This is a genomic window from Vibrio sp. McD22-P3 (assembly GCF_021568915.1).
Lineage (GTDB): Bacteria > Pseudomonadota > Gammaproteobacteria > Enterobacterales > Vibrionaceae > Vibrio > Vibrio mediterranei.
In genome coordinates this window covers 137241-162915 of the sequence record NZ_JAKGTN010000001.1, presented here as the reverse complement: position 1 = coordinate 162915, position 25675 = coordinate 137241, and the positions used below count along the sequence as shown (strand labels likewise).

Annotated in this window: 20 protein-coding genes; 12 read left to right on the top strand and 8 right to left on the bottom strand. The window is 44.4% G+C overall.

Going from position 1 to position 25675, the window contains the following annotated elements:
* Positions 1–7: 7 nt before the first annotated feature.
* Complete coding sequence (locus L2W36_RS00770) at positions 8–1093, top strand: ABC transporter ATP-binding protein (RefSeq protein WP_236109111.1); 1086 nt, start codon at positions 8–10, stop codon at positions 1091–1093.
* Positions 1094–1147: 54 nt separating this feature from the next.
* On the opposite strand, the gene L2W36_RS00765 is transcribed toward L2W36_RS00770, so the two are convergent.
* Entirely contained in the window at positions 1148–2491 is a 1344-nt protein-coding gene (locus L2W36_RS00765; protein WP_038225461.1) for an MATE family efflux transporter, read from the bottom strand.
* A 442-nt stretch (positions 2492–2933) separates the two neighbouring features.
* On the opposite strand from L2W36_RS00765, the gene mglB reads away from it, so the two are divergent.
* The 7 genes from mglB to galM all read left to right on the top strand — a co-directional run bounded on the left by mglB (position 2934) and on the right by galM (position 11299).
* Complete coding sequence (gene mglB, locus L2W36_RS00760; protein WP_006071934.1) at positions 2934–3908, top strand: galactose/glucose ABC transporter substrate-binding protein MglB; 975 nt, start codon at positions 2934–2936, stop codon at positions 3906–3908.
* 135 nt (positions 3909–4043) lie between these two features.
* Positions 4044–5552, top strand: coding sequence for a galactose/methyl galactoside ABC transporter ATP-binding protein MglA (gene mglA / locus L2W36_RS00755; protein ID WP_006071932.1), 1509 nt, complete (start codon positions 4044–4046; stop codon positions 5550–5552).
* 10 nt (positions 5553–5562) lie between these two features.
* Positions 5563–6570, top strand: a complete 1008-nt coding sequence (gene mglC, locus L2W36_RS00750; RefSeq protein ID WP_006071930.1) for a galactose/methyl galactoside ABC transporter permease MglC — start codon at positions 5563–5565, stop codon at positions 6568–6570.
* 299 nt (positions 6571–6869) lie between these two features.
* Positions 6870–7889, top strand: a complete 1020-nt coding sequence (gene galE / locus L2W36_RS00745; RefSeq protein WP_236109110.1) for a UDP-glucose 4-epimerase GalE — start codon at positions 6870–6872, stop codon at positions 7887–7889.
* Positions 7890–7940: 51 nt separating this feature from the next.
* Positions 7941–8993 (top strand): galactose-1-phosphate uridylyltransferase, encoded by a 1053-nt coding sequence (gene galT, locus L2W36_RS00740; RefSeq protein ID WP_171389012.1) that lies wholly within the window; start codon positions 7941–7943, stop codon positions 8991–8993.
* 78 nt (positions 8994–9071) lie between these two features.
* Positions 9072–10229 (top strand): galactokinase, encoded by a 1158-nt coding sequence (gene galK / locus L2W36_RS00735; protein WP_171391547.1) that lies wholly within the window; start codon positions 9072–9074, stop codon positions 10227–10229.
* Positions 10226–11299 carry a galactose-1-epimerase gene (gene galM, locus L2W36_RS00730; RefSeq protein ID WP_236109109.1) on the top strand — a complete coding sequence of 358 codons (1074 nt, stop codon included), beginning with the start codon at positions 10226–10228 and terminating at the stop codon, positions 11297–11299. Before galK ends, galM begins: the two co-directional genes overlap by 4 nt.
* A 52-nt stretch (positions 11300–11351) precedes the next feature.
* Here the strand turns inward: galM and L2W36_RS00725 are convergent, their stop codons facing one another.
* A complete protein-coding gene (locus L2W36_RS00725; protein WP_006071920.1) occupies positions 11352–12368 on the bottom strand; it encodes a LacI family DNA-binding transcriptional regulator in 1017 nt (338 codons plus the stop codon).
* 218 nt (positions 12369–12586) lie between these two features.
* Here L2W36_RS00725 and L2W36_RS00720 point away from each other — a divergent pair, with 218 nt between their 5' ends.
* Together L2W36_RS00720 and L2W36_RS00715 are read left to right on the top strand one after the other, a co-directional pair.
* On the top strand, positions 12587–13657 hold the full coding sequence (locus L2W36_RS00720) for a cellulase family glycosylhydrolase (protein ID WP_236109108.1): 1071 nt from the start codon (positions 12587–12589) through the stop codon (positions 13655–13657).
* A gap of 69 nt (positions 13658–13726) precedes the next feature.
* Entirely contained in the window at positions 13727–15112 is a 1386-nt protein-coding gene (locus L2W36_RS00715) for an MFS transporter (protein ID WP_152559635.1), read from the top strand.
* A gap of 65 nt (positions 15113–15177) precedes the next feature.
* Here the strand turns inward: L2W36_RS00715 and L2W36_RS00710 are convergent, their stop codons facing one another.
* Positions 15178–16179: a substrate-binding domain-containing protein gene (locus tag L2W36_RS00710; protein ID WP_006071916.1), complete on the bottom strand. Its 1002-nt coding sequence runs from the start codon at positions 16177–16179 to the stop codon at positions 15178–15180.
* Between the two features lie 229 nt (positions 16180–16408).
* Entirely contained in the window at positions 16409–18301 is a 1893-nt protein-coding gene (locus L2W36_RS00705; RefSeq protein WP_236109107.1) for a PTS fructose transporter subunit IIABC, read from the bottom strand.
* A 431-nt stretch (positions 18302–18732) separates the two neighbouring features.
* Here L2W36_RS00705 and L2W36_RS00700 point away from each other — a divergent pair, with 431 nt between their 5' ends.
* Entirely contained in the window at positions 18733–19563 is an 831-nt protein-coding gene (locus tag L2W36_RS00700; RefSeq protein WP_236109106.1) for a helix-turn-helix transcriptional regulator, read from the top strand.
* On the opposite strand, the gene L2W36_RS00695 is transcribed toward L2W36_RS00700, so the two are convergent.
* Together L2W36_RS00695 and L2W36_RS00690 are read right to left on the bottom strand one after the other, a co-directional pair.
* Positions 19558–20352: a PTS sugar transporter subunit IIA gene (locus L2W36_RS00695; RefSeq protein WP_236109105.1), complete on the bottom strand. Its 795-nt coding sequence runs from the start codon at positions 20350–20352 to the stop codon at positions 19558–19560. The genes L2W36_RS00700 and L2W36_RS00695 overlap by 6 nt on opposite strands.
* A 2-nt stretch (positions 20353–20354) precedes the next feature.
* Positions 20355–20666, bottom strand: coding sequence for a PTS fructose transporter subunit IIB (locus L2W36_RS00690; RefSeq protein ID WP_038225448.1), 312 nt, complete (start codon positions 20664–20666; stop codon positions 20355–20357).
* Between the two features lie 256 nt (positions 20667–20922).
* Between L2W36_RS00690 and L2W36_RS00685 the strand changes: the two genes are divergently transcribed.
* Positions 20923–22107 carry an NnrS family protein gene (locus L2W36_RS00685; RefSeq protein ID WP_236109104.1) on the top strand — a complete coding sequence of 395 codons (1185 nt, stop codon included), beginning with the start codon at positions 20923–20925 and terminating at the stop codon, positions 22105–22107.
* Positions 22108–22178: 71 nt separating this feature from the next.
* On the opposite strand, the gene asnB is transcribed toward L2W36_RS00685, so the two are convergent.
* Together asnB and L2W36_RS00675 are read right to left on the bottom strand one after the other, a co-directional pair.
* Positions 22179–23843, bottom strand: coding sequence for an asparagine synthase B (gene asnB, locus L2W36_RS00680; protein WP_006071905.1), 1665 nt, complete (start codon positions 23841–23843; stop codon positions 22179–22181).
* A 227-nt stretch (positions 23844–24070) separates the two neighbouring features.
* Positions 24071–25651 carry a cation:proton antiporter family protein gene (locus L2W36_RS00675; protein WP_038225443.1) on the bottom strand — a complete coding sequence of 527 codons (1581 nt, stop codon included), beginning with the start codon at positions 25649–25651 and terminating at the stop codon, positions 24071–24073.
* Positions 25652–25675: the final 24 nt, after the last annotated feature.

Sequence of the window (25675 nt, the reverse complement as noted above, 5' to 3'; positions counted from 1 at the left end):
ATAGAACATGGCAGATATTAAACTTTCCAATGTAGTGAAGCGCTATGGTGATGCAACCGTTATTCACGGTGTGGATCTTGATATCAAAAAAGGCGAATTCGTTGTTTTTGTCGGTCCATCGGGCTGTGGTAAATCAACGCTACTACGTCTAATTGCTGGTCTAGAAGAGATCACCGATGGTGTTTTAGAAATTGATAACAAAGTGGTGAACCATGTTGACCCGGCTGAGCGTGGAATTGCGATGGTATTCCAATCGTACGCGCTATATCCGCATTTAACGGTTGAGGAGAACATGGGCTTTGGGATGAAGATGAATGGCTTCCCTAAAGACGAAATCAAAACGCGAGTTGACCGCGCAGCAAAAGCCCTACAACTTGATCATCTTATGGATCGCAAACCTAAAGATATGTCAGGTGGTCAGCGTCAGCGTGTGGCGATTGGGCGTGCGATTGTTCGTGATCCAAAAGTATTCTTGTTTGACGAGCCTCTATCAAACCTTGATGCCGAACTGCGTGTAGACATGCGCTTGCAAATTGCCAGTTTGCACCGTGAGCTTGATACCACGATGATCTACGTTACCCACGATCAGGTAGAGGCGATGACCCTAGCTGATAAGATTGTCGTATTACGTGATGGTCAAGTAGAGCAAGTGGGTTCTCCGCTTGAGCTCTACAACAGTCCAGCTAACGAGTTTGTGGCTGGTTTTATCGGTTCGCCAAAGATGAACATGCTACCTGCACACGTTACCAGTGTTGGTGATGATAGCATTACCATTTCATTACCAGATGAGCAGTCTCTTAAGGTCAAGGTGGATACGTCTAAAGTAAAAGAAGGCGATAAGGTGAGCTTTGGTCTGCGTCCTGAGCATATTGCTTTGGATAACTCTGGTGAGGAGAAGCTTCATTTCTCAACACAAGCAGTAGAGCGCTTGGGGAACAGCACATACCTGTTTGGTATGGTAGCGGGCTTTGATAACTATCGAGTGCACGTTTCAGGTGACTTTGAAGTGGTTCGTGGTGATGAGTTGGATCTGAGTTTCAATGTAGAAGATTGCCATATCTTCTTAGATTCACTTTGTATTTCGAACATCTAACTAAAATGGGCTAGCAATCGCTAGCCCATTTTTCTATCCGCTACTTTTTATCCGCTACGTCAAGGCGAAGCGTGTCCATACTTTAGAGCGCCAGCGTCGAATCATTACGATACCGCGAACCCACTCATCCATACCAATAGCAATCCAAGCGCCTATTACGCCATAGCCCCAATGAATGCCAAGCAGATAGGCAAACAGAACCGCAATACCCCACATGCTCAAGATCCCCATTTTTACAGGGAACTTGATATCGCCAGCACCTTTGAGTGCGGCGATGAATATTAAGTTGGATACGCGTCCAGACTCGACAAATATTGATCCGCCAATAAGCAGTGCCACTAAAACAACAATTTCGCTATCTTGTGTGAACAGATCAATCAATGGATAACGGAACAGAAACAGCAGTACAACAATACCAGTCGATGCGATTAGACCCACTAAATAGTATTTTTGAACTCGGCCTAAGATGTCATCGATCCAGCCTTTACCGATAAAGTAGCTGGCCTGAATTTGTCCGGCTTGCCCAAGAGCTAATGCAAAAGCAAACGACACGCGAGTGATGTTTTGTGCGTAAGTGTAAGCGGCAAGGGAGGAGGTTCCCATCTGCACCACGAAATATACGATGGTCATTTGCGCCATGTTGTAAGAGAGAATTTCTCCGGCGTTCATGGCACCGATCTTCATAATCTTTTTGTACAGTGCTTTAGGGATCTCGCGCCATTGGTTAAATGGCAGCTCAATGCGTTTTTTACGAACGACCCAGATCATCAATAAGGTACCGATCACTTGGCTGACTACTGTCGCAGTCGCAACGCCACTAACGCCAAAGACTGGCAACCCAAATGGTTGGTACAGCGCTACATAGTTACCGGCGATATTAATCACCCCAGCGATGAGGTTGATAACCATAGGGGATCGTGAGTAACCATGACTACGCAATATTGTAGTCAGTACTATGCCTATGGTGACATTGAACGTCATGGAGCCGCTGATGATCAGGTATTCGTAACCAAAGGCTGCTACTTGATCTTCAAGACCAAATAGCGCGATAAAATGTTCCGCCCCTAAAAACAGTGACAGACTGAGAACGCCACCGACCACTACCGCTAACAGGATACTGGCAACACCAGTTTGTGCAGACTCGCTGAATTTGGATGCGCCGTTGTATTGAGCGATAAGTATTCCTGTACCACTGCTTACCATCATGGAAACAACAATCAAGAAGAAAGTAATTTGGGTAATAACACCAACAGCGGATACCGCTAAGTCGGAGTACCCACTGAGCATAAACACATCCGTGGTATTAAGTGCGGTTCTTAGCAAAACTTCAATAAAGATTGGCCAAGTCAACGCTACGATATTCATTCGTTTGCTGAGCGCTGAAGCATTTTCAGACATTCGATTACGCCTAATTAAATAGAGGAGCTGATTAAAGGGGCGGCAAGTGTACTCTCAAATAGAGTAAACGCAATACCACTAGTAAAGGTAGGGGATAGTTTGACATATTTCGAACTATTGTAAACGTTCTCATAGAAGATCGAGAATGCGTAAGAATTACAGCAGCAAAATTCGGTAAAAAAGGAGACCAAGATCTCGATGTTACACTATGAAACGTTCAGAGAGCTTGTTTTTACATGATGTGTTAACCATTTCAAACAAATTAAACAACTCGTTACAGATGTTGTTACGTTTGTAAATTTTTTTAACTTCCTCACATTAATTGTTCATTTTATCACTATACTCTGGGTTAAACGTTTTCACTTTGAATGCAATTTAGTCAAACAATAACGTTTTTATCCCCTACACAAACACTATAAAATTAACAAATAGGACTTGTTCAATGAAAAAGTTAACTCTTCTAGCTGCGCTATGTGCTGGTATGGGCTTCGGAACTCAAGCAGTTGCAAGCACAACAGTAGGTTTTACTATCTACAAGTACGACGATAACTTCATGTCTGTAGTTCGCCAAGCTATCGAGAAAGAAGCAGGCCAAGACAGCGATACTCGCATCCTGATGAACGATTCTCAGAACAGCCAGTCTATGCAAAATGACCAAGTTGACGTAATGCTTGCTCGTGGCGTTCAAGCGCTTGCTATCAACCTAGTTGACCCTGCAGCGGCACCAACTATCATCCAGAAAGCGAAAATGGATGACGTGCCAATTGTTTTCTATAACAAAGAACCAAGTGCTAAAGCACTAGCAAGCTATGATAAGGCTTACTATGTAGGTACTGACTCTAAAGAGTCAGGCATCATCCAAGGTGACTTAATTGCTCAGCAATGGAAAGCGAATCCATCTTGGGATAAGAACGGCGACGGCGTTCTATCTTATGTTCTTCTTAAAGGCGAACCTGGTCACCCAGATGCAGAAGCACGTACTACGTACTCTGTAAAAACTATCAATGACAACGGCATCAAGACTGAAGAGCTACACATGGATACAGGCATGTGGGATACAGCGATGGCGAAAGATAAGATGGATGCATGGTTGTCAGGCCCTAACGGTAACAAGATTGAAGTGGTTATTGCTAACAACGACGGTATGGCAATGGGCGCAGTAGAAGCTCTGAAAGGTGCGGGTGCTGATATCCCAGTGTTCGGTGTTGATGCTCTAGCGGAAGCACTAGCGCTTATCAAGTCTGGTGAAATGGCGGGTACTGTACTTAACGATGCAGACTCTCAAGCAAAAGCAACATTTGAATTGGCTCGTAACCTAGCAAATGGCAAAGCGGCAACTGAAGGCACTCAGTGGGAACTGAACAACAAAGTTGTACGTGTTCCTTATGTTGGCGTTGATAAGTCAACTCTAGAATAATCTCGCAAATAAGGGAGAAGTGATAACTTCTCCCTTAATCCCTACCAAGCATATCGATACCAATCATTAAAATTATTGGTATGGGATTGTTTTGTCTGATTTCTACCTAATACCAGATAATTAATAAGTGATGCCATGGAAAATCAACAGCATGAATTTCTGTTAGAAATGACAGGGGTGAGTAAGTCTTTCCCAGGGGTTAAGGCATTAGACAAGGTAAATCTTAAAGTTCGACCACACTCTATTCATGCGTTAATGGGTGAGAATGGGGCGGGTAAGTCGACGTTACTAAAATGCCTATTCGGAATATACGAAAAAGATGAAGGCGATATTGTTTTCCTAGGAAAGCATGTCGATTTTCAATCATCAAAAGAAGCATTGGAATCTGGGGTTTCAATGGTTCACCAAGAATTGAACCAGGTACTTCAATGTACCGTTATGGATAATATTTGGCTTGGCCGCTATCCAAAGAAAGGCCTCTTTGTCGATCACGACAAAATGTACCATGATACCAAAGAGATCTTTAAAGAACTCGACATCAATATCGATCCTAAAGTGAAAGTGAATACCTTATCGGTATCACAAATGCAGATGTTGGAAATCGCTAAAGCGTTCTCTTACGATGCAAAAATCGTGATCATGGACGAGCCAACCTCCTCTCTGACTGAGAAAGAGGTAAACCACCTGTTTACTATCATCAAGAAATTGAAAGATAAAGGGTGCGGTGTTGTTTATATCTCACACAAAATGGAAGAGATCTTTGCCATTTGTGATGACATCACCATTCTCCGTGATGGTCAATGGGTCGATACGCGCCCTCTTGAAGGTCTCACTATGGACTCTATTATCGCCATGATGGTAGGTCGTGAACTGACGCAGCGTTTCCCAGAAAAAAGTAATGTACCTAAAGAAACGATTCTTGAGGTCAAAAATCTCACCGCACTTAACCAACCTTCTATTCAAGATGTTTCATTTGAACTTAAAGCCGGCGAAATCCTAGGGGTTGCAGGTTTGGTGGGTTCAAAACGAACTGACATCGTAGAAACCATTTTTGGTGTTCGAGAGCGCAGCGAAGGCACCATTTTGCTTAACGGCAAAGAGATGCGAAATCGAGATGCGCATGAGGCGATCAACAATGGTTTTGCTTTGGTTACCGAAGAGCGTCGCTCGACCGGTATCTACGGCAATCTTGATATTACCTTTAACTCCTTAGTGGCGAACGTTGAGGAATACAAAACCAAGTCTGGTTTGCTAAGCAATAAGAAAATGAAAAGTGACACTCAATGGGTGATTGATTCAATGAGCGTGAAAACGCCGGGTCATGAAACGGCGATTGGATCACTGTCTGGTGGTAACCAACAAAAGGTCATCATTGGTCGCTGGTTGTTAACGCAACCTGAAATTCTCATGCTTGATGAACCAACTCGTGGTATCGACGTTGGTGCGAAGTTCGAAATCTATCAACTTATTTTAGAGTTAGCGAAGAAGAACAAAGGCATCATCATTATCTCTTCAGAAATGCCGGAACTATTGGGTATCACCGACCGAATTCTTGTGATGAGTAATGGTCGTGCTGCTGGTGTCGTCGAGACGAAGAATACTACTCAGAATGAAATTTTAGAGCTGGCCTCTCGTTACCTCTAGGAAAAATATTATGGACTCAGTAAAAACATTTGCACTAAAGCACCTCAAAGAAGGGGCTATTTATGCGGTTCTTTTTATCTTGTTAGCGGTAATCGTGATTCAAGAACCGTCTTTCTTAAGTTTACGTAACTTCAGTAACATCCTGACTCAGTCCTCGGTGCGTGTCATTATCGCTCTGGGTGTGGCTGGCTTGATTGTGACTCAGGGTACTGACCTTTCTGCAGGCCGTCAGGTTGGTTTAGCAGCGGTGGTCTCCGCGACGTTACTGCAATCCGTTGATAACGTAAACAAGGTTTTCCCAAGCATTGGTGAAGTGCCAATTGTTGCGGTTATCCTTGTTGTTTGTGCTATCGGTGCAATCATCGGTTTAGTGAACGGTATCATCGTTGCTTACCTCAAAGTAACACCGTTCATCGCTACTCTAGGTACGATGATCATCGTTTATGGTATTAACTCTCTTTACTACGACTCTGTAGGTGCATCACCGATTGCAGGTTTCGATGAGCGCTTTTCTGTGTTCACGCAAGGTTTTATACGGATGGGAGATTTTAGGTTCTCCTACATAACCTTCTACGCCATTATCGCCATCATCTTTATGTGGATTCTATGGAACAAGACGGTCTTTGGTAAAAACATCTTTGCAGTGGGTGGTAACCCGGAAGCTGCGAAAGTATCGGGCGTTAACGTACCAATGACGCTGTTAAAAGTGTACGCGTTGTCTGGTGTATTCTACGCTTTCGGCGGTATGTTAGAAGCTGGCCGTATCGGTAGTGCCACCAACAACTTAGGTTTCCTCTACGAGCTTGATGCCATTGCGGCCTGTGTGGTGGGTGGTGTGTCCTTTGCAGGTGGTGTCGGTAGTATCGCCGGGGTCGTTACCGGTGTTCTTATCTTCACCGTTATCAACTATGGTATGACTTATATTGGTGTGAGTCCGTACTGGCAGTACATCATTAAAGGTTCCATCATTATCTTCGCGGTCGCACTTGACTCAATGAAGTACGCGAACAAGAAGTAACTTCCAATAGGCGTCCATTTCGGGCGCCTTTTTGTTTCCTTTTCACAGCTATTGGTTAAATTTGTGTAATCGTTTAACTTTGGTTTTTGGGTTTAGGTTCCTTAACTAAAGGTGTTCATATCCACTTTTACGCTATCAGTAGCTGTTTTTTATTGAAATTAGTGTAAACGTTTACACTTTTTGCGCTTGATCACAGATCGATCTTGCTGGCTATTGCTACAATTTCCTCAGTTTGAGAATAACGAGCGTATTCGCGTAACAACTCGCTCAATAATCAGAGTTTAACGTAGGAGTGTAATGTGAAAGTACTAGTGACGGGTGGAATGGGCTATATCGGCAGTCATACCTGCGTTCAAATGCTGGAAAGTGGTATCGAACCTATCATCATCGATAACTTGTGTAATGCGAATCAAGCCGTGCTATCACGCATTGAAGCATTAACGGGTCAAGCACCGACATTTTATCAGGGTGATATTCGCGACGAAGCACTACTTGACCGTATTTTTGAGGAAAATGAAATTCAGTCGGTGATCCATTTTGCTGGTCTCAAGGCTGTGGGTGAGTCTGTTGCCAAACCTATCGAGTACTATGACAACAATGTGAATGGCACATTAGTACTTGCACGTTCAATGAGAAAAGCAGGCGTGAAGAGTATTATCTTCAGCTCTTCTGCCACAGTCTATGGTGATCCAGAAGTAGTACCTATCACCGAAACGTCTCCTGTTGGCAATACGACTAATCCGTATGGCACCAGCAAGTTTATGGTCGAGCGCTGCCTAAGCGATGTATTCACATCGGATGAAGAGTGGAGCATTACCTTACTGCGCTATTTCAACCCAGTTGGCGCACATCCGTCGGGCACTATGGGCGAGGATCCAAAAGGTATTCCGAACAATTTGATGCCATTTATTGCTCAAGTAGCTGTTGGTCGCCGTGAAAAGTTAGCGGTGTTTGGTAATGATTACCCAACCCCAGACGGCACTGGCGTTCGCGATTATATTCATGTCATGGATTTAGCGGATGGTCACATCGCTGCGTTAAAAGCCGTTGGTCTTAAGTCTGGATTGCATATCTATAACCTTGGTACCGGCAAAGGCAGCAGTGTACTAGAGATGGTGGATGCTTTTGCGAAAGCTTGTGGTAAGCCTATTCCTTATGATTTGCAGCCTCGCCGTCCTGGTGATATTGCAGAGTGCTGGGCAAGTACGGCCAAAGCAGAAGCCGATTTAAACTGGAAAGCGTCACGTACACTGCAAGACATGACCGCTGATTCATGGCATTGGCAGTCAAACAATCCTAATGGTTATGACAGCGAATAGACCGCTTTGTTATCCAATTGATTTTTAGAATTTAACTATTGAGTAAGCATTATGTCGAGCATTGAATTTAACCCAGTAGATCACCCACATCGCCGTTATAACCCTCTCACAGGCCAGTGGATCCTAGTATCGCCACACCGTGCTAAGCGCCCTTGGAGTGGTCAGAATGAAGAGGTCTCTCACGTTCAATTACCAACTTACGATGAGAAATGCTTTTTGTGTCCGACCAACGAGCGCATTTCTGGTGATGTAAACCCAGATTACAAAGGCACTTACGTGTTCGGTAACGACTTTGCGGCTTTGATGCCAGATTCTCCGGATGCTCCTGAATCAGACAATCCGTTGTTTAAAACCCAAGGGGTACGCGGTTTAAGTCGCGTTATCTGCTTCTCGCCAGACCACAGTAAAACGCTTCCTGAGCTTAGCCCCCAAGAGCTTCGTTGTGTCGTTGATACTTGGAATGAGCAAATTGAAGAATTGGGCAAAGAATACCTTTGGGTTCAAGCATTTGAAAACAAGGGTGAAGCAATGGGCTGCTCACAGCCGCACCCTCATGGCCAAATTTGGGCGAACAGTTTTCTTCCTAATGAAATTGAACGAAAAGATCGCTTAATGCGCGAATACTATCAGCAACAAGGCTCAAACCTGCTGGTGGACTATGTCACTGCGGAGATGCAAGACGGTGCCCGTACGGTAGTAGAAACAGAGCACTGGCTTGCAGTGGTCCCATACTGGGCGGCGTGGCCATTCGAAACTATGTTGCTCCCTAAGACACACATTCGTCGCATGAGTGAACTTAGTGAAGAACAAAAAGACGATTTAGCGGTAGCAATTAAGAAGCTGACGTCTCGTTACGACAACTTATTTGAGTGTTCATTCCCTTATTCCATGGGTTGGCACTACGCGCCATTCTTTGATGAAGGTGAGAGCACAGAGCATTGGCAGCTGCATGCTATTTTCTATCCACCATTATTGCGCTCTGCAACCATTCGTAAGTTTATGGTGGGATATGAAATGCTGGCCGAATCGCAGCGTGATTTAACCGCTGAGCAAGCAGCAGAGCGTCTAAGAGCATTGAGCGACGTTCATTACAAACAACAATAATTTAAGAATTTGATGTTGCTGCGTGCCGAACGCATTAGTTGGTACGCAAACCAACATCAGGTATTGAGAGACGAAAACATGAAAGACCTAATCCAAAACGTAGCGAACTCTTTTGAAAACGTACTGGGCTACAAGCCGACACACGTTATCCAAGCTCCTGGTCGTGTAAACCTGATTGGTGAGCATACCGACTATAATGACGGTTTTGTCCTACCGTGTGCCATTAACTATCAAACGGTAGTTGCGGCCGCTAAGCGTAACGATAATCTCGTCCGCGTTGTGTCTGTGGATTACCAGGATGCCACTGACGAATTTGATATCACTCAAGAGATTACTTTCCAACAAGACAAGATGTGGGCGAACTACATCCGCGGTGTGGTTAAGTTCTTAATGGCTCGTGGTTATCAAATTGGTGGCGCGGACATTTCTGTGTCTGGCAATGTACCGCAAGGCGCAGGTCTGAGCTCTTCTGCGGCACTAGAAGTGGTTATCGGTCAAACATTTAAAACGCTTTATAACTTAGAGATCACGCAAGCTGAAGTCGCACTTAACGGCCAGCAAGCAGAGAATGAATTTGTGGGCTGTAATTGCGGCATCATGGATCAACTTATTTCTGCCGAAGGTAAAGAAAATCACGCATTGTTGATTGACTGTCGTAGCTTAGAGACTCAAGCAGTCTCAATGCCAGAAGATATGGCAGTTGTGATTATTAACTCCAACAAAAAGCGTGGCTTAGTCGACAGTGAATACAACACTCGTCGTGAGCAATGTGAAGAAGCAGCTCGCATTTTTGGTGTGAAAGCGTTGCGTGATGTCACTATTGAGCAATTTAATGATCGTGTCTCTGAGTTGGATGAGATGGTGGCTAAACGTGCTCGTCACGTTATTACTGAAAACGATCGTACGGTTGAGGCGGCAAAAGCACTAAGTACTGGTGATATGAAGCGTATGGGTGAGCTAATGGCACAGTCTCATGCATCGATGCGAGATGATTTTGAAATCACAGTGAAAGAGATAGACACCATTGTTGATATCGTTAAAGCGGTAATCGGCGACCAAGGTGGTGTGCGTATGACTGGCGGTGGTTTCGGTGGTTGTGTGGTTTCTCTTATCCCACCGACGCTTGTAGAAGCAGTTACGACGGCTATTGCAGAGCAATATGAAGCGGCTACAGGTTTGAAAGAGTCGATTTATGTCTGCCAAGCAAAAGATGGCGCAGGAGTTGTCTCACAATGATCACCACAAGCGAGCATTTTAGTACGATTGAAGACGCGATGACCCAATCAGCGTCATTTGATGGACTGCCTGCAAAGGTGATCCACCTTAAAAATGCATCTGGTATGACGGCTTCTTTTATGGATATCGGAGCAACGTGGCTGAGTTGCTCGCTCCCTTTGCCAGGGGAACAACGTGAAGTGTTGTTGCGTTCGCCAAATATGGCTGAGCACATGAGGCAAGGGGCTTATTTTGGTTCAGTGGTGGGGAGATACGCCAATCGAATTGATAAAGGGCAATTCGAGATAGGTGGCACGTCGTATCAAGTCACTTGTAATAATGGCGAAAACGCTTTGCATGGGGGTGTAGAGGGTTTTGATAAGCGTCGTTGGAGTATCGACTCGCACACTGAATCAACTCTTGTTATGTCGTTACAGTCGGAAGATGGTGATCAAGGTTTCCCTGGTACGGCTAAGGTTCAAGTTGAATACCAGCTAACTGACGATAATGCGTTGAAGATTACTTATCAGGCGTCTTGCGATAGGACAACGCCGATGAACTTGACCAATCATGCGTATTTCAACCTAGCTGGCGAATCTAGTAAGGCGAAGAGCACGGATCATAAACTGCAAATGTTTGCTGATGCCTATCTACCTACTAGAGAGGATTTGATCCCTCTTGGTGAGCTAAAACCGGTAGAGGGAACCAGCTTTGACTTCACAGTGCTGAAGCAAGTGGGTCGAGATTTTCTGTCGGAGCAGGACCAAATCACAGCAGGTGGTTACGATCATGCGTTTGTGTTTGACGCCAAGCTCACTGATGGCAGCGCTGTGGTGGCGACATTGGAATCCCCTGAGCAAGATGTCTTGATGGAAGTCCTGACCACCAAGCCTGCAGTACAATTCTATTCGGGTAATTTCCTTGATGGCACACCTGGCTTAAGCCGTACTTACGATAAGCTTGATGGCTTAGCTCTTGAGACCCAGTTCTTCCCTGATGGGCCAAATCGCCCAGAATGGGGGAGCAGCAATGGTGTACTTGAAGTAGGAGAAAACTACCAACATCAAACCACCTATCGTTTCAAGTTTTAGTGTATTGGTGAAGTAACTTGCCTAGTAAAAAGTGAGCAACTGCTCACTTTTTTTATGCCTTGGTGGAAGAAGCACGAACAATCAGTTCGCCTTCGACTTTTCGTATTTGCGACAGTAACGGCTGTTCTTGGATTTGTGCAAGGATATTATCTACAGCCAGCCTACCCATGTCAGCGTAAGGCAGTTCAATAGAAGAAAGTGCTGGGAAGCTCTCTGAGGCAATTTGTTGGTTGTCATAACCAACAACTGCAATGTCTTTAGGGATTTTTAATTGACGTTCAGCAATCGCTTGGTAACAGCCCATCGCCATATAATCACTACTACAAAATATAGCTTCGGGCGGAATAGCCAAATCCAGTAAACGATTTGTTTGCTCGTAAGCTTCTTTGAGGGACCAGTTGGCCTCTAAGACGTAATCCTCGTTAGGAATAATATCCGCATCAATAAGCGCTTGTCTGTAGCCATCAATACGTTGTGTCGATGCATACATCCAACTCTCTCCAGCTAACATAGCAATTCGTCTGTAGCCTTGATTCGTTAGGTGCTTGATGGCTTTATAAGCTCCGATCATATCTGCTGGTAGGATGGATGGCGTGTTTTGCTGATCGCTCATGGTGCAATTGAGTAAAACCGTCGGTAGGTGAGTTTGTACTCTTTGCGTTGAAAGCTCACGTGTCATGCTCGATGCATAAATAAGCCCCGCATAATCACCGTTGTTGATCTCTGTTTCTATTTTATTGGCGAGTATTTCATCGTGATTGTAGCTAAAGGTAATCAGTAGATAGTCGTTGTTCCACGCTTCTTCTCTCGCCGTATTGACAGCGTCTATGAAAGGATCGTAACTGGTTAGCCCATTGACGACCATAGCAATTTTCTTCGACCTTCCTAACGCATGAGCGACCTTCTTGCTTTGATAGCCCAATTCTTTCGCAGTATCGAGAACTTTGCGCTTCGTTGCTTCTGAGATTTTTACCGTTTGAGAGCCATTGAGAACTAACGATACGGTAGGTTGTGATACGCCCGCTGCTGCAGCAATGTCACTCATAGTGATCTTTTTACTTTTCGTCATTCTGTCTCTGCCAATATTTTTATTAGCTATATATTAGCGAATTGCCTACTTAAATGCACCTTCGAAAGATCGTGATCACAGAATGCCTTAATGATCCTCTAGTAGATGTGACGCATAACACGTATTCATTGCTTTTATCTTTAATTGAAATAACTAATAAATATATTAGCTAATATTATTAGTTAAGTTATTAATCTTATTAATTCAAGGTGAGTAAGATGCAAAGATGGTCTGAAAAGAAAGCGTGGCAATGGCAAGAAACTCATGGTTGGTTGCGTGGCTTTAATTATTTACCTCGTACGGCTGTGAACTGGACGGAAATGTGGCAGGCAAACACTTTTGACCCTGAGATCATGGAGCAAGAACTCGAGTGGGCGGCAAGCGTGGGGTATAACACGCTAAGGACCAATCTGCCGTTTATTGTGTGGCAAGTCGATCGCGAAGGTTTACATCAAAGGATTGACCGTTTCCTTGATATTTGTGAGCGAAACAAAATCAAAGTAATGATGACTCCAATGGATGACTGCGGTTTCTCTGGTGACCATCCATATCTTGGCGAGCAGAAGTTACCTGTACCAGAGCTTCACAATAGCCAAGCAGCAGCAAGTCCAGGCCGTAATGTTGTTATGGACAAGTCTCAATGGGGAGAGGTTGAAGGGTATATTCGTGACATTATCTCAACTTACAATACCGATGAACGCATCGTTATTTGGGATTTATATAACGAGCCAACTAACCGAATGATTTTTACCACCTCTGGTGAGCTTGCTTTCGATGAAGAGATGGAGCGTTATAGTCATGAATTGATGGAAAAAGCATTCCAGTGGGCGCGTGAAGAACAACCCGTACAACCTTTGACGGTTGGTGCTTGGCACGCTCCGAGTATTCTTGACCTATCTTTGCCTCTCTATGAACACCCAACAGATCGGAAAGCGATGGAGCTATCTGACATCATCACTTTCCACGCCTATTTGCCTCTTGAACAGTTCAAACAAGCTGTCGAAATCGTTAAACAACATAACCGACCAATGATGTGTACCGAATGGTTAGCGCGTCACGCTGAGTCACATCTTCTTGAACAGCTGCCAGTGTTTCAGGCGGAACAAATCGGTTGCTATCAATGGGGGCTAGTTAAGGGCAAAACGCAAACACACTTACCATGGCCTGAGATTAAGCGTAGTGATGAGAACTACGCGCAACGCTGGTTCCATGATCTGCTTAATGATGATGGCACACCCTATGACCCAAAGGAAGTTCACCTAATTCAATCGCTAGCAACATTGGACTGAGGCTAGTGTTCGCCAGTGGCTTAAAGAAGCAACTGGCTTTACTATAATAATTCTGGATGAGTACACATTATGAATACCCTACAAAACAAACTCTCGAATAAGGAACTGATGTCCTATTTTGGATATGGCGTAGGCCAATGCTTTAGCTTTGGTCTCGTGGGTTCCTTTATCCTCTACTTTTATACTGATATTTTGGGCATTTCTCCCATCGCGGCGAGTACCATATTTCTAATTGCTCGAGTGTGGGATGCGGTGAATGACCCTATCATCGCCGGATACATGGATACCTTAGAGTCTCGCTTTGGTAAATTCAGACCCTATATGTTGTTTACGCCAATACTTATCGTATTGGTGACTATTGCGTCGTTCTACAATATAGATGCCGATACATCTACAAAAGTAATGTACGCCGGTATCACCTATATTCTTTGGGGCACGTTATACACTATTTCGGATGTTCCATTTTGGTCGATGTCTTCTGTTATGACAGATGAACCACAAGAGCGTGCAAAAGCAGCAACATGCGCAATGCTAGGTGTTAATGCGGGTATTGGTGCAACACTGGTGCTATTTCCTAAACTGAGCGCTTACTTTGCTGACGGCCGCGCGGACCAAGGTTATTTACCTGCAGTTATTGTCCTGATGGTGGCGGGTTTGCTGTTCATGTGGAATGGCTTCTATAACACCAAGGAACGAATTTCTACGGCGAGTGAGAAGGTTACACTTAAACAGACATTCCAAGCAGTGCGCAAGAATAAACCGTTGTTTTTTATTCTTGCTGCGTTCTTTATGAATGTGTTCTTTAACTTAGTTAATGGCCTGTATATTTTCTTCTTCACTTACAACATGGGTGATGCTGGACTAGTCTCACTGATCGGTACGATTACTTTAGTCAGTGCGATTGCCTGCTTAGCGACGCCAGTGTTAACGAAGCGCTTTAAGAAACGTGATATTTTTATCACGCTATGTGTATTAGAAATTATTGCACGTGTTGGTTTCTACATGACCGGTTACGATAACCCGACGGTTGTGATGTCATGGTTAGCCGTGATTACCGCTATCTTTATGATGACTAACCCCCTGATTTCAGCAATGATCGCTGACACCGTAGAGTATTCGTACTATCACAGTGGTAAGCGTACAGCGGCAATTACTTTCTCTGGTCAAACGTTTACTGGCAAATTATCTGTAGCGGTTGCTGGTGGGTTAACAGGCCTTATTTTAGCTTCGATAGGGTATGTACCTAATGCAGAGCAGACAGAGACAGCGCTTGATGGCATGTTCTTCTGTATTGCGTTATTGCCTGCACTAGGGGCGCTGATTCGAATCTTTATTATGTCGAAGTACACGTTTACGGAAGATCAACATGCGATTCTGCGTGAAAAATTACAGCGTGGTGAGTTTGCTGAAGGCGTTAATGTTGAAACGGTTAACGCGCAGCAAGTAACAAACTAACGAGTTGATAAGCAATAAAAAACACGGCAAAAGCCGTGTTTTTTCGTTTATGCATTGGAATCAAATTAGTTCTTACGAGCTACAGATGCTCGCTGTACCAATGTTGGTGAGTAAATCATTGGGTCGGTTTCAACCGATTCACTTTTTGATAATGCCAAAGCGATTTGCGCTGCTTTTTCCGCCATCATTTGAATTGGGTAGCGGATCGTGGTGAGTTTTGGGTGAAGATATTTGGCAATCAAACCATCATCAAAGCCGATAATGGACATTTGATTTGGCAAAGCATATTGGTTTTCTTCAAGCACTGATAGAGAACCCGCTGCCATATTATCGTTGTACGCCACCACAGCAGTAATTGGCAGTGATTTCGTTAGTAGGTTGGTCATGGCGATTTCGCCGCCATCACTGTCTGGAGAGCCGTATTCAATATAGCTGGCGGACAGCTTTATATTATTGGCTTTAAGGGCATCTCGATAGCCTTCTAGTCGCTGGTCTACGTCTTCGATATTGTGTGAAGATGCTACACAAGCAATGTTGGTATGTCCGTTACGAATGAGATGCTCGGTCGCGATATAGGCTCCTTTATAGTTATCTAGCGAGATACAACGACCAGGGAGTTGGGGGATGTCGCGATTAATGTAGACCAAGCCTTTTACTTCTTCAGCGTATTGAATGAGTTCTTCATCAGACAAGGCTTTGGAATGTATCACCAAGGCATCACAGCGGCTGTTGATGAGCAGTTCAATTGCTTTACGCTCTTCTTCAGCATCGTGATAGCCATTACCCACTAAGATATGTTTTCCATGTTGGTGTGCAACTTTGTCTACGGCTTTCACCATGGTGCCAAAGAATGGGTCAGACACATCACTTACCAAAACACCTACAGTATTGGTACTTTGACTGACTAAAGCTCTAGCGTTTGCATTTGGGCGGTAGCCTAACTTTTTCATTGCGCTGGTGACGGATTCTATTGATGCCGCGCTTGCTTTTGGGGATTTGTTGATTACCCGGGAAACCGTTGCTACTGAAACGCCAGCTTCCTTTGCTACGTCTTTAATCGTTGCCATTTGAAACCTCTCATTCGATATGACTTCATTAGACTCCTATCGTGTAAATATCGCAATGTAAGTTTCACAAAGTTAGACATTTTGTGATGTGTAACGCCTTGTAGATATTGAACTTGATGCCAATGTAAACGTTTCGCACTTTGAGGGGGTTATATATCGTTCTAGAACAAAAAAAGCCCCGAGTAGGGGCTTCAAAGATAGGCGCAGGGGGCACCTTTAGGAGCTCGGGTTATGCAACAGCCATTTCTGCTTTTGCTGCACGCATTTTCTTCAAGCTGATACAAACTAGTGCTGTCACAACCGTACCTGCTGCCATACAAACTAGAGCAAGTAGAGGTTTGTTCATTGCGCCAAGTAGAGCCACAACAGGGCCACCGTGTGCCACGCTGTTAGTGATACCGAATGAGAACGCCATGACTGCCGCAACCATTGAACCAACGACGTTTGCAGGAATTACTGACATTGGGTCTTGTGCAGCAAATGGGATAGCACCTTCAGAGATACCAACTAGACCCATTGCGCCAGCAGCTTTACCAGCTTCAAGTTCAGACTCTTCGAATAGGTTGAACTTACGGCCTAACACAGTCGCTAGTCCCATACCAAGTGGCGCAACTGGGATAGCACATGCCATAGCACCCATGAATTGAGTTTGACCACTTGCAATCATGCCAACAGAGAATAGGAACGCTACTTTGTTGAATGGACCACCCATATCAAAGCCAGCCATGCCACCAAGTACGATACCGAGAAGAATAACGCTACCTGTACTCATGCTGATAAGCATCGCATTCAAGCTGTCCATAAGGCTTGCAATTGGCGCGCCGATAACGAAGATGAACAGTGCAGAGATAAAGAGAGAGCCAGTAATCGGTGCAATCATAATCGGCACAAGTGGTTGAATAAACTTGTGATAGTTACGAGTGACAACCCATTTGACGAAGTAACCGACAAGTAGACCAGCAACGATAGCGCCGATAAAGCCTGTACCTGCCTCAGCACCATAGAATGAACCGTTGTTTGCAATCCAGCCACCAATCAAGCCAGGGGCAAGTCCAGGGCGGTCGGCAATAGCGTAAGCAATATAACCGGATAGAACAGGAATCATTAGAGTGAACGCGACGACACCGACATCAAGTACTTTCTGCCACATGCTGCCTTCAGGGATAGCCATGCCAGCTTCGCTAGGTTGACCACCCACCGCAAGAGCCAAAGCAATCAAAAGACCACCAGTTACAACAAACGGGATCATGTGTGATACGCCGTTCATCAAGTAACGGTATAAGTCAGAACGCTTCGAAGAATTGTCTTCCAATTTGGCTGCTTTGGCATCAGCAACAAATTCAGGCGCCTCAAGCGCTTGGTTTATAACAGCTTTTGCATCGCTGATAGGGGCTTTAACGCCAGTTTCGATCAATTTTTTACCCGCGAAGCGATTCATATCCACTTGCTTGTCTGATGCGACGATGATGGCATCAGCGCGAGCAATTTCATCGGCACTTGGTGAATTTTTTACGCCGATTGAGCCATTAGTTTCTACCTTGATTTGATAACCAAGCTCGGCTGCGCCTTTTTCTAATGCTTCTGCTGCAAGGTAAGTATGTGCGACGCCCGTTGGGCAGCCTGTTACGCCGATAAGAAAGCCTTTGTTTGCTTCCAGCTGATTAGCTGGTGCTTCAGATTTAGCCAGCAGCAACTCTAACGCTTGCTGCTCTGTTTCTGCCTTTAGGAAATTCTCAATAAAACCATCTTCAATCAGTTTGGAAGATAATTCAGCAAGCACTTCAATATGATGATCAGAGCCGCCATCTGGAGAGGCGATCATGAAAAAGAGTTTTGACGGTTGACCATCTTCAGCGCCGTAGTCGATCCCAGATTGACTCACACCAATCGCAACGGCTGGTTCAACAACCGCCTTACTTTTCGCGTGCGGTAGCGCAACACCATCTTCAAATCCGGTATTGCCAATTTCTTCACGAGCATAGATATCGGTTAGGAATTGTGCTTTATCGCTAATTCTGCCTTGAGCATGGAGCAACTGCGCCATTTCTGCGAATACTTCGTCCTTGCTCGTTGCTTTTAGATTTAGGCAGATCAGTTTTTCATTAATGAGATCCGTAATCATAATGATTGTCCTATTGACCATTGTAGGTGGAGGTTGGACTACACGATTTCTCATTTACAACATATTGGCATCCCAAGTATTGGGGTGACCGATTCGCTGAGAAGTGATGTAGTCATTCGATAGGGTAATTATCGGTGGCTTTGGCAAGAAATTTTAGAGCACCATAAAGGCTTTTACTGGATTATTGTACCTATGGAATTTTAATGTGAACTGGCTCAATATTTTATATAACCCATTTTTGGTAAGTGAACTGTGTTAAACTTTTTATTTATCAGGTGCTTATTTATTTGTTTCTAGTTGTTATTATTGTCGTAATTGTCATTATGTTAGACTTGGCTAGAGCTTTGTAACCTCATGAATGTCGCAGGAATGCATGACGCAGCTCACAAAAAGAGCTCATATTTCTATTTGGTCGCTGGAGAAATTCGCCAATGTTCCACAATTTAATTGAAACGTTAATTGCCGAAAGGGAGCATTTCAACCGAATCTGGTTTGCTGCCGATCAGCTCACGCCACCACCGTTTAGCTATCAAGTTAATTTCCCAAGGCTTGAGTTAGTAATTAGTGGAGAGTATGAGAATGAACTTGAAGATCCTGAACAGGGTATATCCTCAATCAAGGTATTATCGGGTGATGCGTTGTACATTCCTCCGAACTGCTGGAACAAACCAAATTGGCAAGGGGACTGCTCAGTATTAAGTTTGCTGTTTGGGAAGCGCCAACTAGGCTTTAGCTTAGTGAGTAAGAGACACGGTGAAACTGGGTTTTACGATATCCAAAAGCACAGTGTGCAAACACGTACGGGTCATGCCATTGACCATATTCTTGAGGCGCTCAATGCGATAGCAAGAGAGCCGAAGAAGTCCCCAATGGATGAGCACTTGCTCATGGCGTTACTTTCCTATAGCCAGTCTATGGTGTCAGAACCATCGGATAACTTACGAAGTGGCGACCTGTATCAGGGTATCTGTATTTACATTCAGGAGAATTTCCACCGCACTATTACTCGCAGTAGTATTGCGAAGAGATTTCATATTAGTCCTAATCACCTATCGAGACTGTTCCGCCAGCAAGGACACATGACTTTAGCGGACTACATCACATGGGTGAGAATGGAACGCGCGAAGTTTATGCTGAAAAAATACGACTTTAAGCTGCAGGAAGTGGCAACTCGCTGTGGCTATCATGATGTGAATTACTTTTTTAGAGTATTTAAGTCAAGAACAGGGCAAACGCCAAGCGAGTACCGACAGGTATTATAAGGCTTTTGCCCGTTGACCTTTGACCAGCTGATGAATCAATATCGCTTTTATTGCTTCAGGCTCTCTACTGGTGGTCAGCAGTTGACAAAACTCCTCATCCAATAGCGATTTGGTGAGATGAGTAAAACTCACTAATAGCGAGCGCTCCGGAGGAGAGGGGAGTATTAGGGCAATAACCAGAGTAACGGGTCCTAGTTTAGGTGCTTGCCAATCGACAGGATTCTCACACTTAATGACGGTTAGCGATGCTTTATCTACGTCACTAGTGAGTATGTGTGGTAATGCGATCATTTTACCCGTTGCAGTTGACGAATACTGTTCTCGTTTCAGTAAGTTCTGTGTCATCTCTGCGGAGTTAACTTGGGCTGTCAGATTAGCGACTTGCTCAAGAATGGCGGTTTTATCGTTGCTGCTATCACGAGCAAAATGGTAGTCGATTTCAAATGGTAACCGGAAGGTGCTTAATCCTCTCAATAACGATAGATTGGCGTGTTTATTGGAACGATGAGCCGTATTCACCAACATAAAGTGTTCAGCAATAAAGTCCATCAAGACCATACAAGCAAGCTCAGCATCTGAGCCTTCAATGTGCAGCTGGCAAAGGTCATCTTGTTTGCCTGCTAGTGAAAGAATACGCAGTGGATGCTCTATATTAGCACTATCCCAGCAGGTTAAATTACGCAGAATCACCACTGAGCGAAACATGTTACTCAGTGTTTTTAATCGATTGATTTTCCATCCAGAGAACCCGTCTTCCGGTAGGACAAAGGTGATTCTACGTTCTATCAAGGTTAACCTCTAACAAGCCCCATGCAACGCTGTATAACCGAATCAACATCAGTCAGAACCTCTTCGATTGTGACGCAGTGTATTTTACTACCCGTAAATCGAGCTCGGTGCTCAACTTCAATATCGGAAGCAATGAGGACAAGATCGGCATTAGCGATATCTTGGGTGCTCAGTTGTCCTTCAATACCCATTGCACCTTGAGTCTCTACTTTGATGCCTATATTTTCTTTTTGAGCCGCTTTTCGAATAGCGTCAGCTGCCATATATGTATGAGCAATACCAGTTGGGCAAGCCGTGACCGCAACCATTTTCATTGTCTATTCTCTATATTATCAACCAGAATAAAGTGAGCGTTAGAGTACTAATTTGTCATTGATTCGTATAGCAAAGAGATCAAATTCTGGATGATTTAAATTGAACCTACATGAGTCATAATGACTTGTATTTTATCTATGTCCATTTGACTTTATTTTAAGTGATTTGGACTCGTGGTGCCCGAAATATGGGGCCTTTGTTACTTGGTATGATTTGTGCACTTACACAAATGTATGTCATTTTAAGTGAGTCGTTATGCTAAATATTACTGATAAAAAGGTTGAAGAGAAGATACCAGCTTGGCTTCGTCTTGGTTTTCGTCCTTTTTTCTTACTCGGAAGCGTTTATGCCATCTTTGCGGTGGTGGCCTGGGTCATCATGTTCCAAAAAGGTCAGCCCGAAGCGTTGCAAGTCCCCGCGTTATGGTGGCATGCCCATGAAATGATATTCGGTTTTGCGATGGCAATCGTGGTCGGTTTTGTCCTAACAGCAGTGCAGACATGGACCGGAGTTAACGGAACTAAGCATTATCGCCTATTATTGCTCGTTACACTGTGGGGGCTAACACGTGTTTTGTTTTGGACACCAGCACCGTTGTGGTTGACGTCTAGTATTGAGTCTCTGTTCATCTTGATAGCCGCATACGAAGTAGGTTTTAGGGTTTACCAGTCAAAAGGCTGGAAGAACTTGTTTTTTGTGCCTTTGTTTTTGTTAGCTATTTTTGCCAACTTTGCCAGTTATGCCACCGTTAAAGGAATGCCTCCATTTAGTTCAAGTGCGGTATGGGGCGCGATGATCTGGTGGTTCACTATCCTGATCTCAGTAATGGGCGGTAGAGTGATTCCGTTTTTCTCTGCGCGCCGATTCCAGTTTGATAAACCCCAGCCGTTAATTTGGCTGGAGTGGCTAGCGACGCTGCCTCTGATGGGTTTATTCGTGCTGAGTTTCTTCCCGTTGTCATTTGCTGTGCTAGGTAAACCGCTTATGTTGATTGCAGGGCTGTTTCAATTAGTGCGTTGGTTGCGTTGGAAGCCTTGGCTGACGCTTTCTGAACCTTTAGTTTGGTCATTAATGCTGACTTATTTATGTCTGCCATTAAGCCTGTTGTACCGAGGAATGCTAAGCGATGCTTTTGCATCACACGCTATGCTGCACTTGTTTGCGGTAGGCGCGTTAGGTGGCGTAGTTTTATCTATGATCAGTCGCGTGACGATGGGGCATACCGGTCGTGCTATCTATAAGGGCCCTAATATGACATGGGCATTTGTCGCTATTATTGTTGCAGCAGTCATTCGTAGTATTGGTGTTGCCGTGTGGCCACAGCACATGTTCCTGATGATTGATATTAGTGCGGGACTTTGGGCCTTTGCGTTCGGTATGTATGTATACCACTTTGGCAAAATGCTAGTCACTCCAAGAGTGGATGGTCACCCGGGCTAACGTCAATTTAGTGTTCAAATAAAAAAACCAGCCGTGAGGCTGGTTTTTTTGGATTAGGTTAACTTTGACACTTAGTAAGAGTCGTTGTGAACTGCTTGAACAGCTCGACCTGAAGGATCAACACAGTTCTGGAAAGATTCATCCCATTCAAGTGCTTTTGCAGAAGAGCACGCTACCGACGGGCCACCTGGAACACATTGGGCCGCAGATTCGAGTGGGAACAGCTCTTCGAAGATTTCACGGTATGCGTAACCTTCTTTTGTTGTTGGCGTGTTGTATGGGAAGCGGAATGCTGCGGTTTCCATTTGTTGGTCAGTCACTTTCGCTTCAGCCACTTCTTTTAGTGTATCAATCCAGCTGTAACCTACACCGTCAGAGAACTGCTCTTTTTGACGCCATGCGATTGACTCTGGAAGGTAGTGTTCAAAACACTCACGCAGGATATGTTTTTCCATCTTACCGTTGCCACACATTTTGTCTTCAGGGTTTAAGCGCATTGCTACATCGATAAACTCTTTATCTAAGAAAGGTACACGGCCTTCAACGCCCCATGCTGCAAGTGATTTGTTGGCACGTGCGCAGTCAAACATGTTCAATGCAAGCAGTTTACGAACTGTTTCTTCGTGGAACTCTTTTGCGTTTGGCGCTTTGTGGAAATACAGGTAGCCACCAAAGATCTCGTCTGCCCCTTCACCAGAAAGAACCATTTTAATACCCATTGCTTTGATCTTACGTCCCATTAGGAACATAGGCGTTGAAGCACGGATTGTGGTGACGTCATACGTTTCGATGTGGTAGATAACATCGCGAATCGCATCCAAACCTTCTTGAATGGTATAGGTCATCTCGTGGTGAACGGTACCGATTTGGTCAGCCACTTCACGAGCGGCTTTGAGATCTGGAGCGCCTTCGAGGCCAACTGCAAATGAGTGAAGTTGAGGCCACCATGCCGCTGACTTTTCATCGTCTTCAATACGCATTGCTGCGAAACGTTTTGCGACAGCAGAAGTGATAGAAGAGTCAAGGCCACCTGAAAGTAGTACGCCATAAGGTACATCTGTCATTAGCTGACGTTTAACCGCCGCTTCTAATGCTTCAGTCAGTTCTTCTTTGCTTGTACTGTTGCCTTGCACTGCTGCGTATTCGTTCCAGTCACGAATATAGTAACGCTGAGGCTCTGCATCTTTAGAGCCATAGTAACTGCCAGGAGGGAATTCGCTAATAGTCTTACAAACAGGCACTAGCGCTTTCATTTCTGACGCAACATAGTAGTTACCGTGTTCGTCGTAGCCTTGGTAAAGCGGAATGATACCAATATGGTCACGGCCAACAAGATACTCATCTTTCTCTTCATCATAAAGGACGAAAGCGAAAATGCCGTTTAGCTCTTCTAGTAGGTCTGCACCCATGTCTTGGTATAGCGCTAGAATGACTTCACAATCTGAGTCAGTTTGGAACTCATATTTGCCTTCATAGCGAGCACGAATTTCTTTGTGGTTGTAGATTTCACCATTAACAGCAAGGATGTGTTTTTTATCTTGGCTGTAAAGTGGTTGAGCACCACTATTTAGGCCAACGATAGCTAGGCGCTCATGCGCAAGAATTGCTTTGTCTGAAGCATAGATACCAGACCAATCTGGTCCACGATGACGAAGCTTTTTAGACATCTCTAACGCGACTGGACGTAGAGCGGCTGCATCACTTTTTATGTCTAAAATGCCAAATACTGAACACATACAACTTCCTTTTAGATGAAATTTAACGCTGTTGAGTTCAATTTGCCATCTGCTCAAAAAAAAGCAACCGTGATGAACGAAAAAGATGATAAAAGTGAGGTTTGATTAAATTTTTTTTAATTAAATGGCTTTTTTGGTATATGGCATTTAGATATTGGTGCTTTGATGGTCAATTAACCACAAAAAAAGCCGGATTGACCGGCTTTTAAATATGTTTGTAGAGGTTGTTATTTGAGGTTAGGTTGCAGCTGATCGCACACATGGCGTGCGAAACCACTACCTGCTTCGCTGTAGATATTAAATGCTGCATTGACACCCATCTGCTCCAACTCATCCAATTGATCTGGGTAAGCGGCGATAGCAGCAATTTGCCCTTTAAACTGCTTTTGGTGAAGTAGGTCTAACGCAGTTTGATTACCTTGATGGTGGGGCATTGCCAGCAATACCAACTTTACATGAGCTGTGTCGAGAATACGTTCCCAGAAATCAGGGTCGGTGGCGTCGCCGGCTATAACATTTCTGCCTTCCTCTCGATGTTGCTTAGCGGCTTCTTCGCGCACTTCAACACCTAGGCTAACTTTTCCATATCGTTGGTAGAGCTCGTCATAAGCGCCAGTGCCGATTCGTCCCATGCCAAGAATCAGAACCTGAGCTTCGCCTGGATTGATGAATTGGTCGCGGGTATTGATCTTCTCTGCTGCTTGTTCCTTTAGCCACTTCGCACTGCGCAAGTAAATGCTGTGCCCAATTCGGTTTAGAGGGGCAGAAACGATAAAGGACAACGATACGGCAATGGCTAACGCGACTAGGATGTCACCGGAAATCCAACCCAGTTTGTAAGCCAAGCCACCGACAATGAGACCGAACTCACTGAAGTTAAATAGAGTGAGTGTAGTTAGAAGGCACGTACGGACACGGAATTTAAATGCGTTGATGACCACGAAGTAAAGAATGCCTTTCAGTGGCAGTAACAAGAGGAGCAATGCACCGAGCACAAAACCTTCGATTGTCGGCTGATCAGCAAGACCAATATTGAGGAAAAAGCAGACTAAGAACAGCTCTTTTAAATTGAAAAGTGATTTTGACAGCTCAGAAGCTTTAGAATGTGAAGCTAACAGCATACCCAAGATAAGCGCACCCAAATCCGGCTTCATTCCAACCAATTCAAATAACCCTGCACCCATGACGAGTGCGAAGAAAATGCCGCTTAATACGAGCATTTCGCCATGTCCGGCTTTATTTAATAGCTTGAACATGATGGGACGAAGGAGAGGAAGAGCAAATAGTCCGATGGCATACCATTCTGGGAACTTGCCTGTTGAGGCCGTTAAAAAGATGACCGCGAAGATATCCTGCATAACCAGAATACCAATGGCGAGAGTGCCATAGGTAGCATTCATCTCACCTTTTTCTTGTAAGGTTTTTACTGCAAATACAGTACTTGAGAAGGAAAGAGCAAAGCCCAACAGAATAAGTTGCTCAACGTCGAGCGTAGCAAGGCTAGAAACCCCCAGAATTTTCAAACCAAGTAACAAAACGGCGAACAAAAGTGTCGAAAGCAGATTATGAATGGTTGCGCCGGCCCAAATCTCTTTGGACAACAAAGTTTTAATGTCGAGCTTTAAGCCAATAGTAAACAGTAGAAGTGTCACACCAAGGTCTGCAAGAGTGGTAATAGTATCGGTCGATTCAAAACCAAAGTGATGCAGAATAAACCCAGCAAGTAGAAAACCTACTAAGGGTGGTAGTTGACATTTCAATGCGAGGAAACCCGCGATGAAGGCGACGGTTATAAGGATCAGTTCCATAGTATTTTTTATTATCTGAAGACA

Excerpts from the sequence above, each read along its gene's own strand:
- L2W36_RS00770 (WP_236109111.1), top strand. The coding sequence starts at position 8 with ATGGCAGATATTAAACTTTCCAATGTAGTGAAGCGCTATGGTGATGCA.
- L2W36_RS00765 (WP_038225461.1), bottom strand. The coding sequence starts at position 2,491 with ATGTCTGAAAATGCTTCAGCGCTCAGCAAACGAATGAATATCGTAGCG.
- mglB (WP_006071934.1), top strand. The coding sequence starts at position 2,934 with ATGAAAAAGTTAACTCTTCTAGCTGCGCTATGTGCTGGTATGGGCTTC.
- mglA (WP_006071932.1), top strand. The coding sequence starts at position 4,044 with ATGGAAAATCAACAGCATGAATTTCTGTTAGAAATGACAGGGGTGAGT.
- mglC (WP_006071930.1), top strand. The coding sequence starts at position 5,563 with ATGGACTCAGTAAAAACATTTGCACTAAAGCACCTCAAAGAAGGGGCT.
- galT (WP_171389012.1), top strand. The coding sequence starts at position 7,941 with ATGTCGAGCATTGAATTTAACCCAGTAGATCACCCACATCGCCGTTAT.
- galK (WP_171391547.1), top strand. The coding sequence starts at position 9,072 with ATGAAAGACCTAATCCAAAACGTAGCGAACTCTTTTGAAAACGTACTG.
- galM (WP_236109109.1), top strand. The coding sequence starts at position 10,226 with ATGATCACCACAAGCGAGCATTTTAGTACGATTGAAGACGCGATGACC.
- L2W36_RS00725 (WP_006071920.1), bottom strand. The coding sequence starts at position 12,368 with ATGACGAAAAGTAAAAAGATCACTATGAGTGACATTGCTGCAGCAGCG.
- L2W36_RS00720 (WP_236109108.1), top strand. The coding sequence starts at position 12,587 with ATGCAAAGATGGTCTGAAAAGAAAGCGTGGCAATGGCAAGAAACTCAT.
- L2W36_RS00715 (WP_152559635.1), top strand. The coding sequence starts at position 13,727 with ATGAATACCCTACAAAACAAACTCTCGAATAAGGAACTGATGTCCTAT.
- L2W36_RS00710 (WP_006071916.1), bottom strand. The coding sequence starts at position 16,179 with ATGGCAACGATTAAAGACGTAGCAAAGGAAGCTGGCGTTTCAGTAGCA.
- L2W36_RS00705 (WP_236109107.1), bottom strand. The coding sequence starts at position 18,301 with ATGATTACGGATCTCATTAATGAAAAACTGATCTGCCTAAATCTAAAA.
- L2W36_RS00700 (WP_236109106.1), top strand. The coding sequence starts at position 18,733 with ATGTTCCACAATTTAATTGAAACGTTAATTGCCGAAAGGGAGCATTTC.
- L2W36_RS00690 (WP_038225448.1), bottom strand. The coding sequence starts at position 20,666 with ATGAAAATGGTTGCGGTCACGGCTTGCCCAACTGGTATTGCTCATACA.
- L2W36_RS00685 (WP_236109104.1), top strand. The coding sequence starts at position 20,923 with ATGCTAAATATTACTGATAAAAAGGTTGAAGAGAAGATACCAGCTTGG.
- asnB (WP_006071905.1), bottom strand. The coding sequence starts at position 23,843 with ATGTGTTCAGTATTTGGCATTTTAGACATAAAAAGTGATGCAGCCGCT.
- L2W36_RS00675 (WP_038225443.1), bottom strand. The coding sequence starts at position 25,651 with ATGGAACTGATCCTTATAACCGTCGCCTTCATCGCGGGTTTCCTCGCA.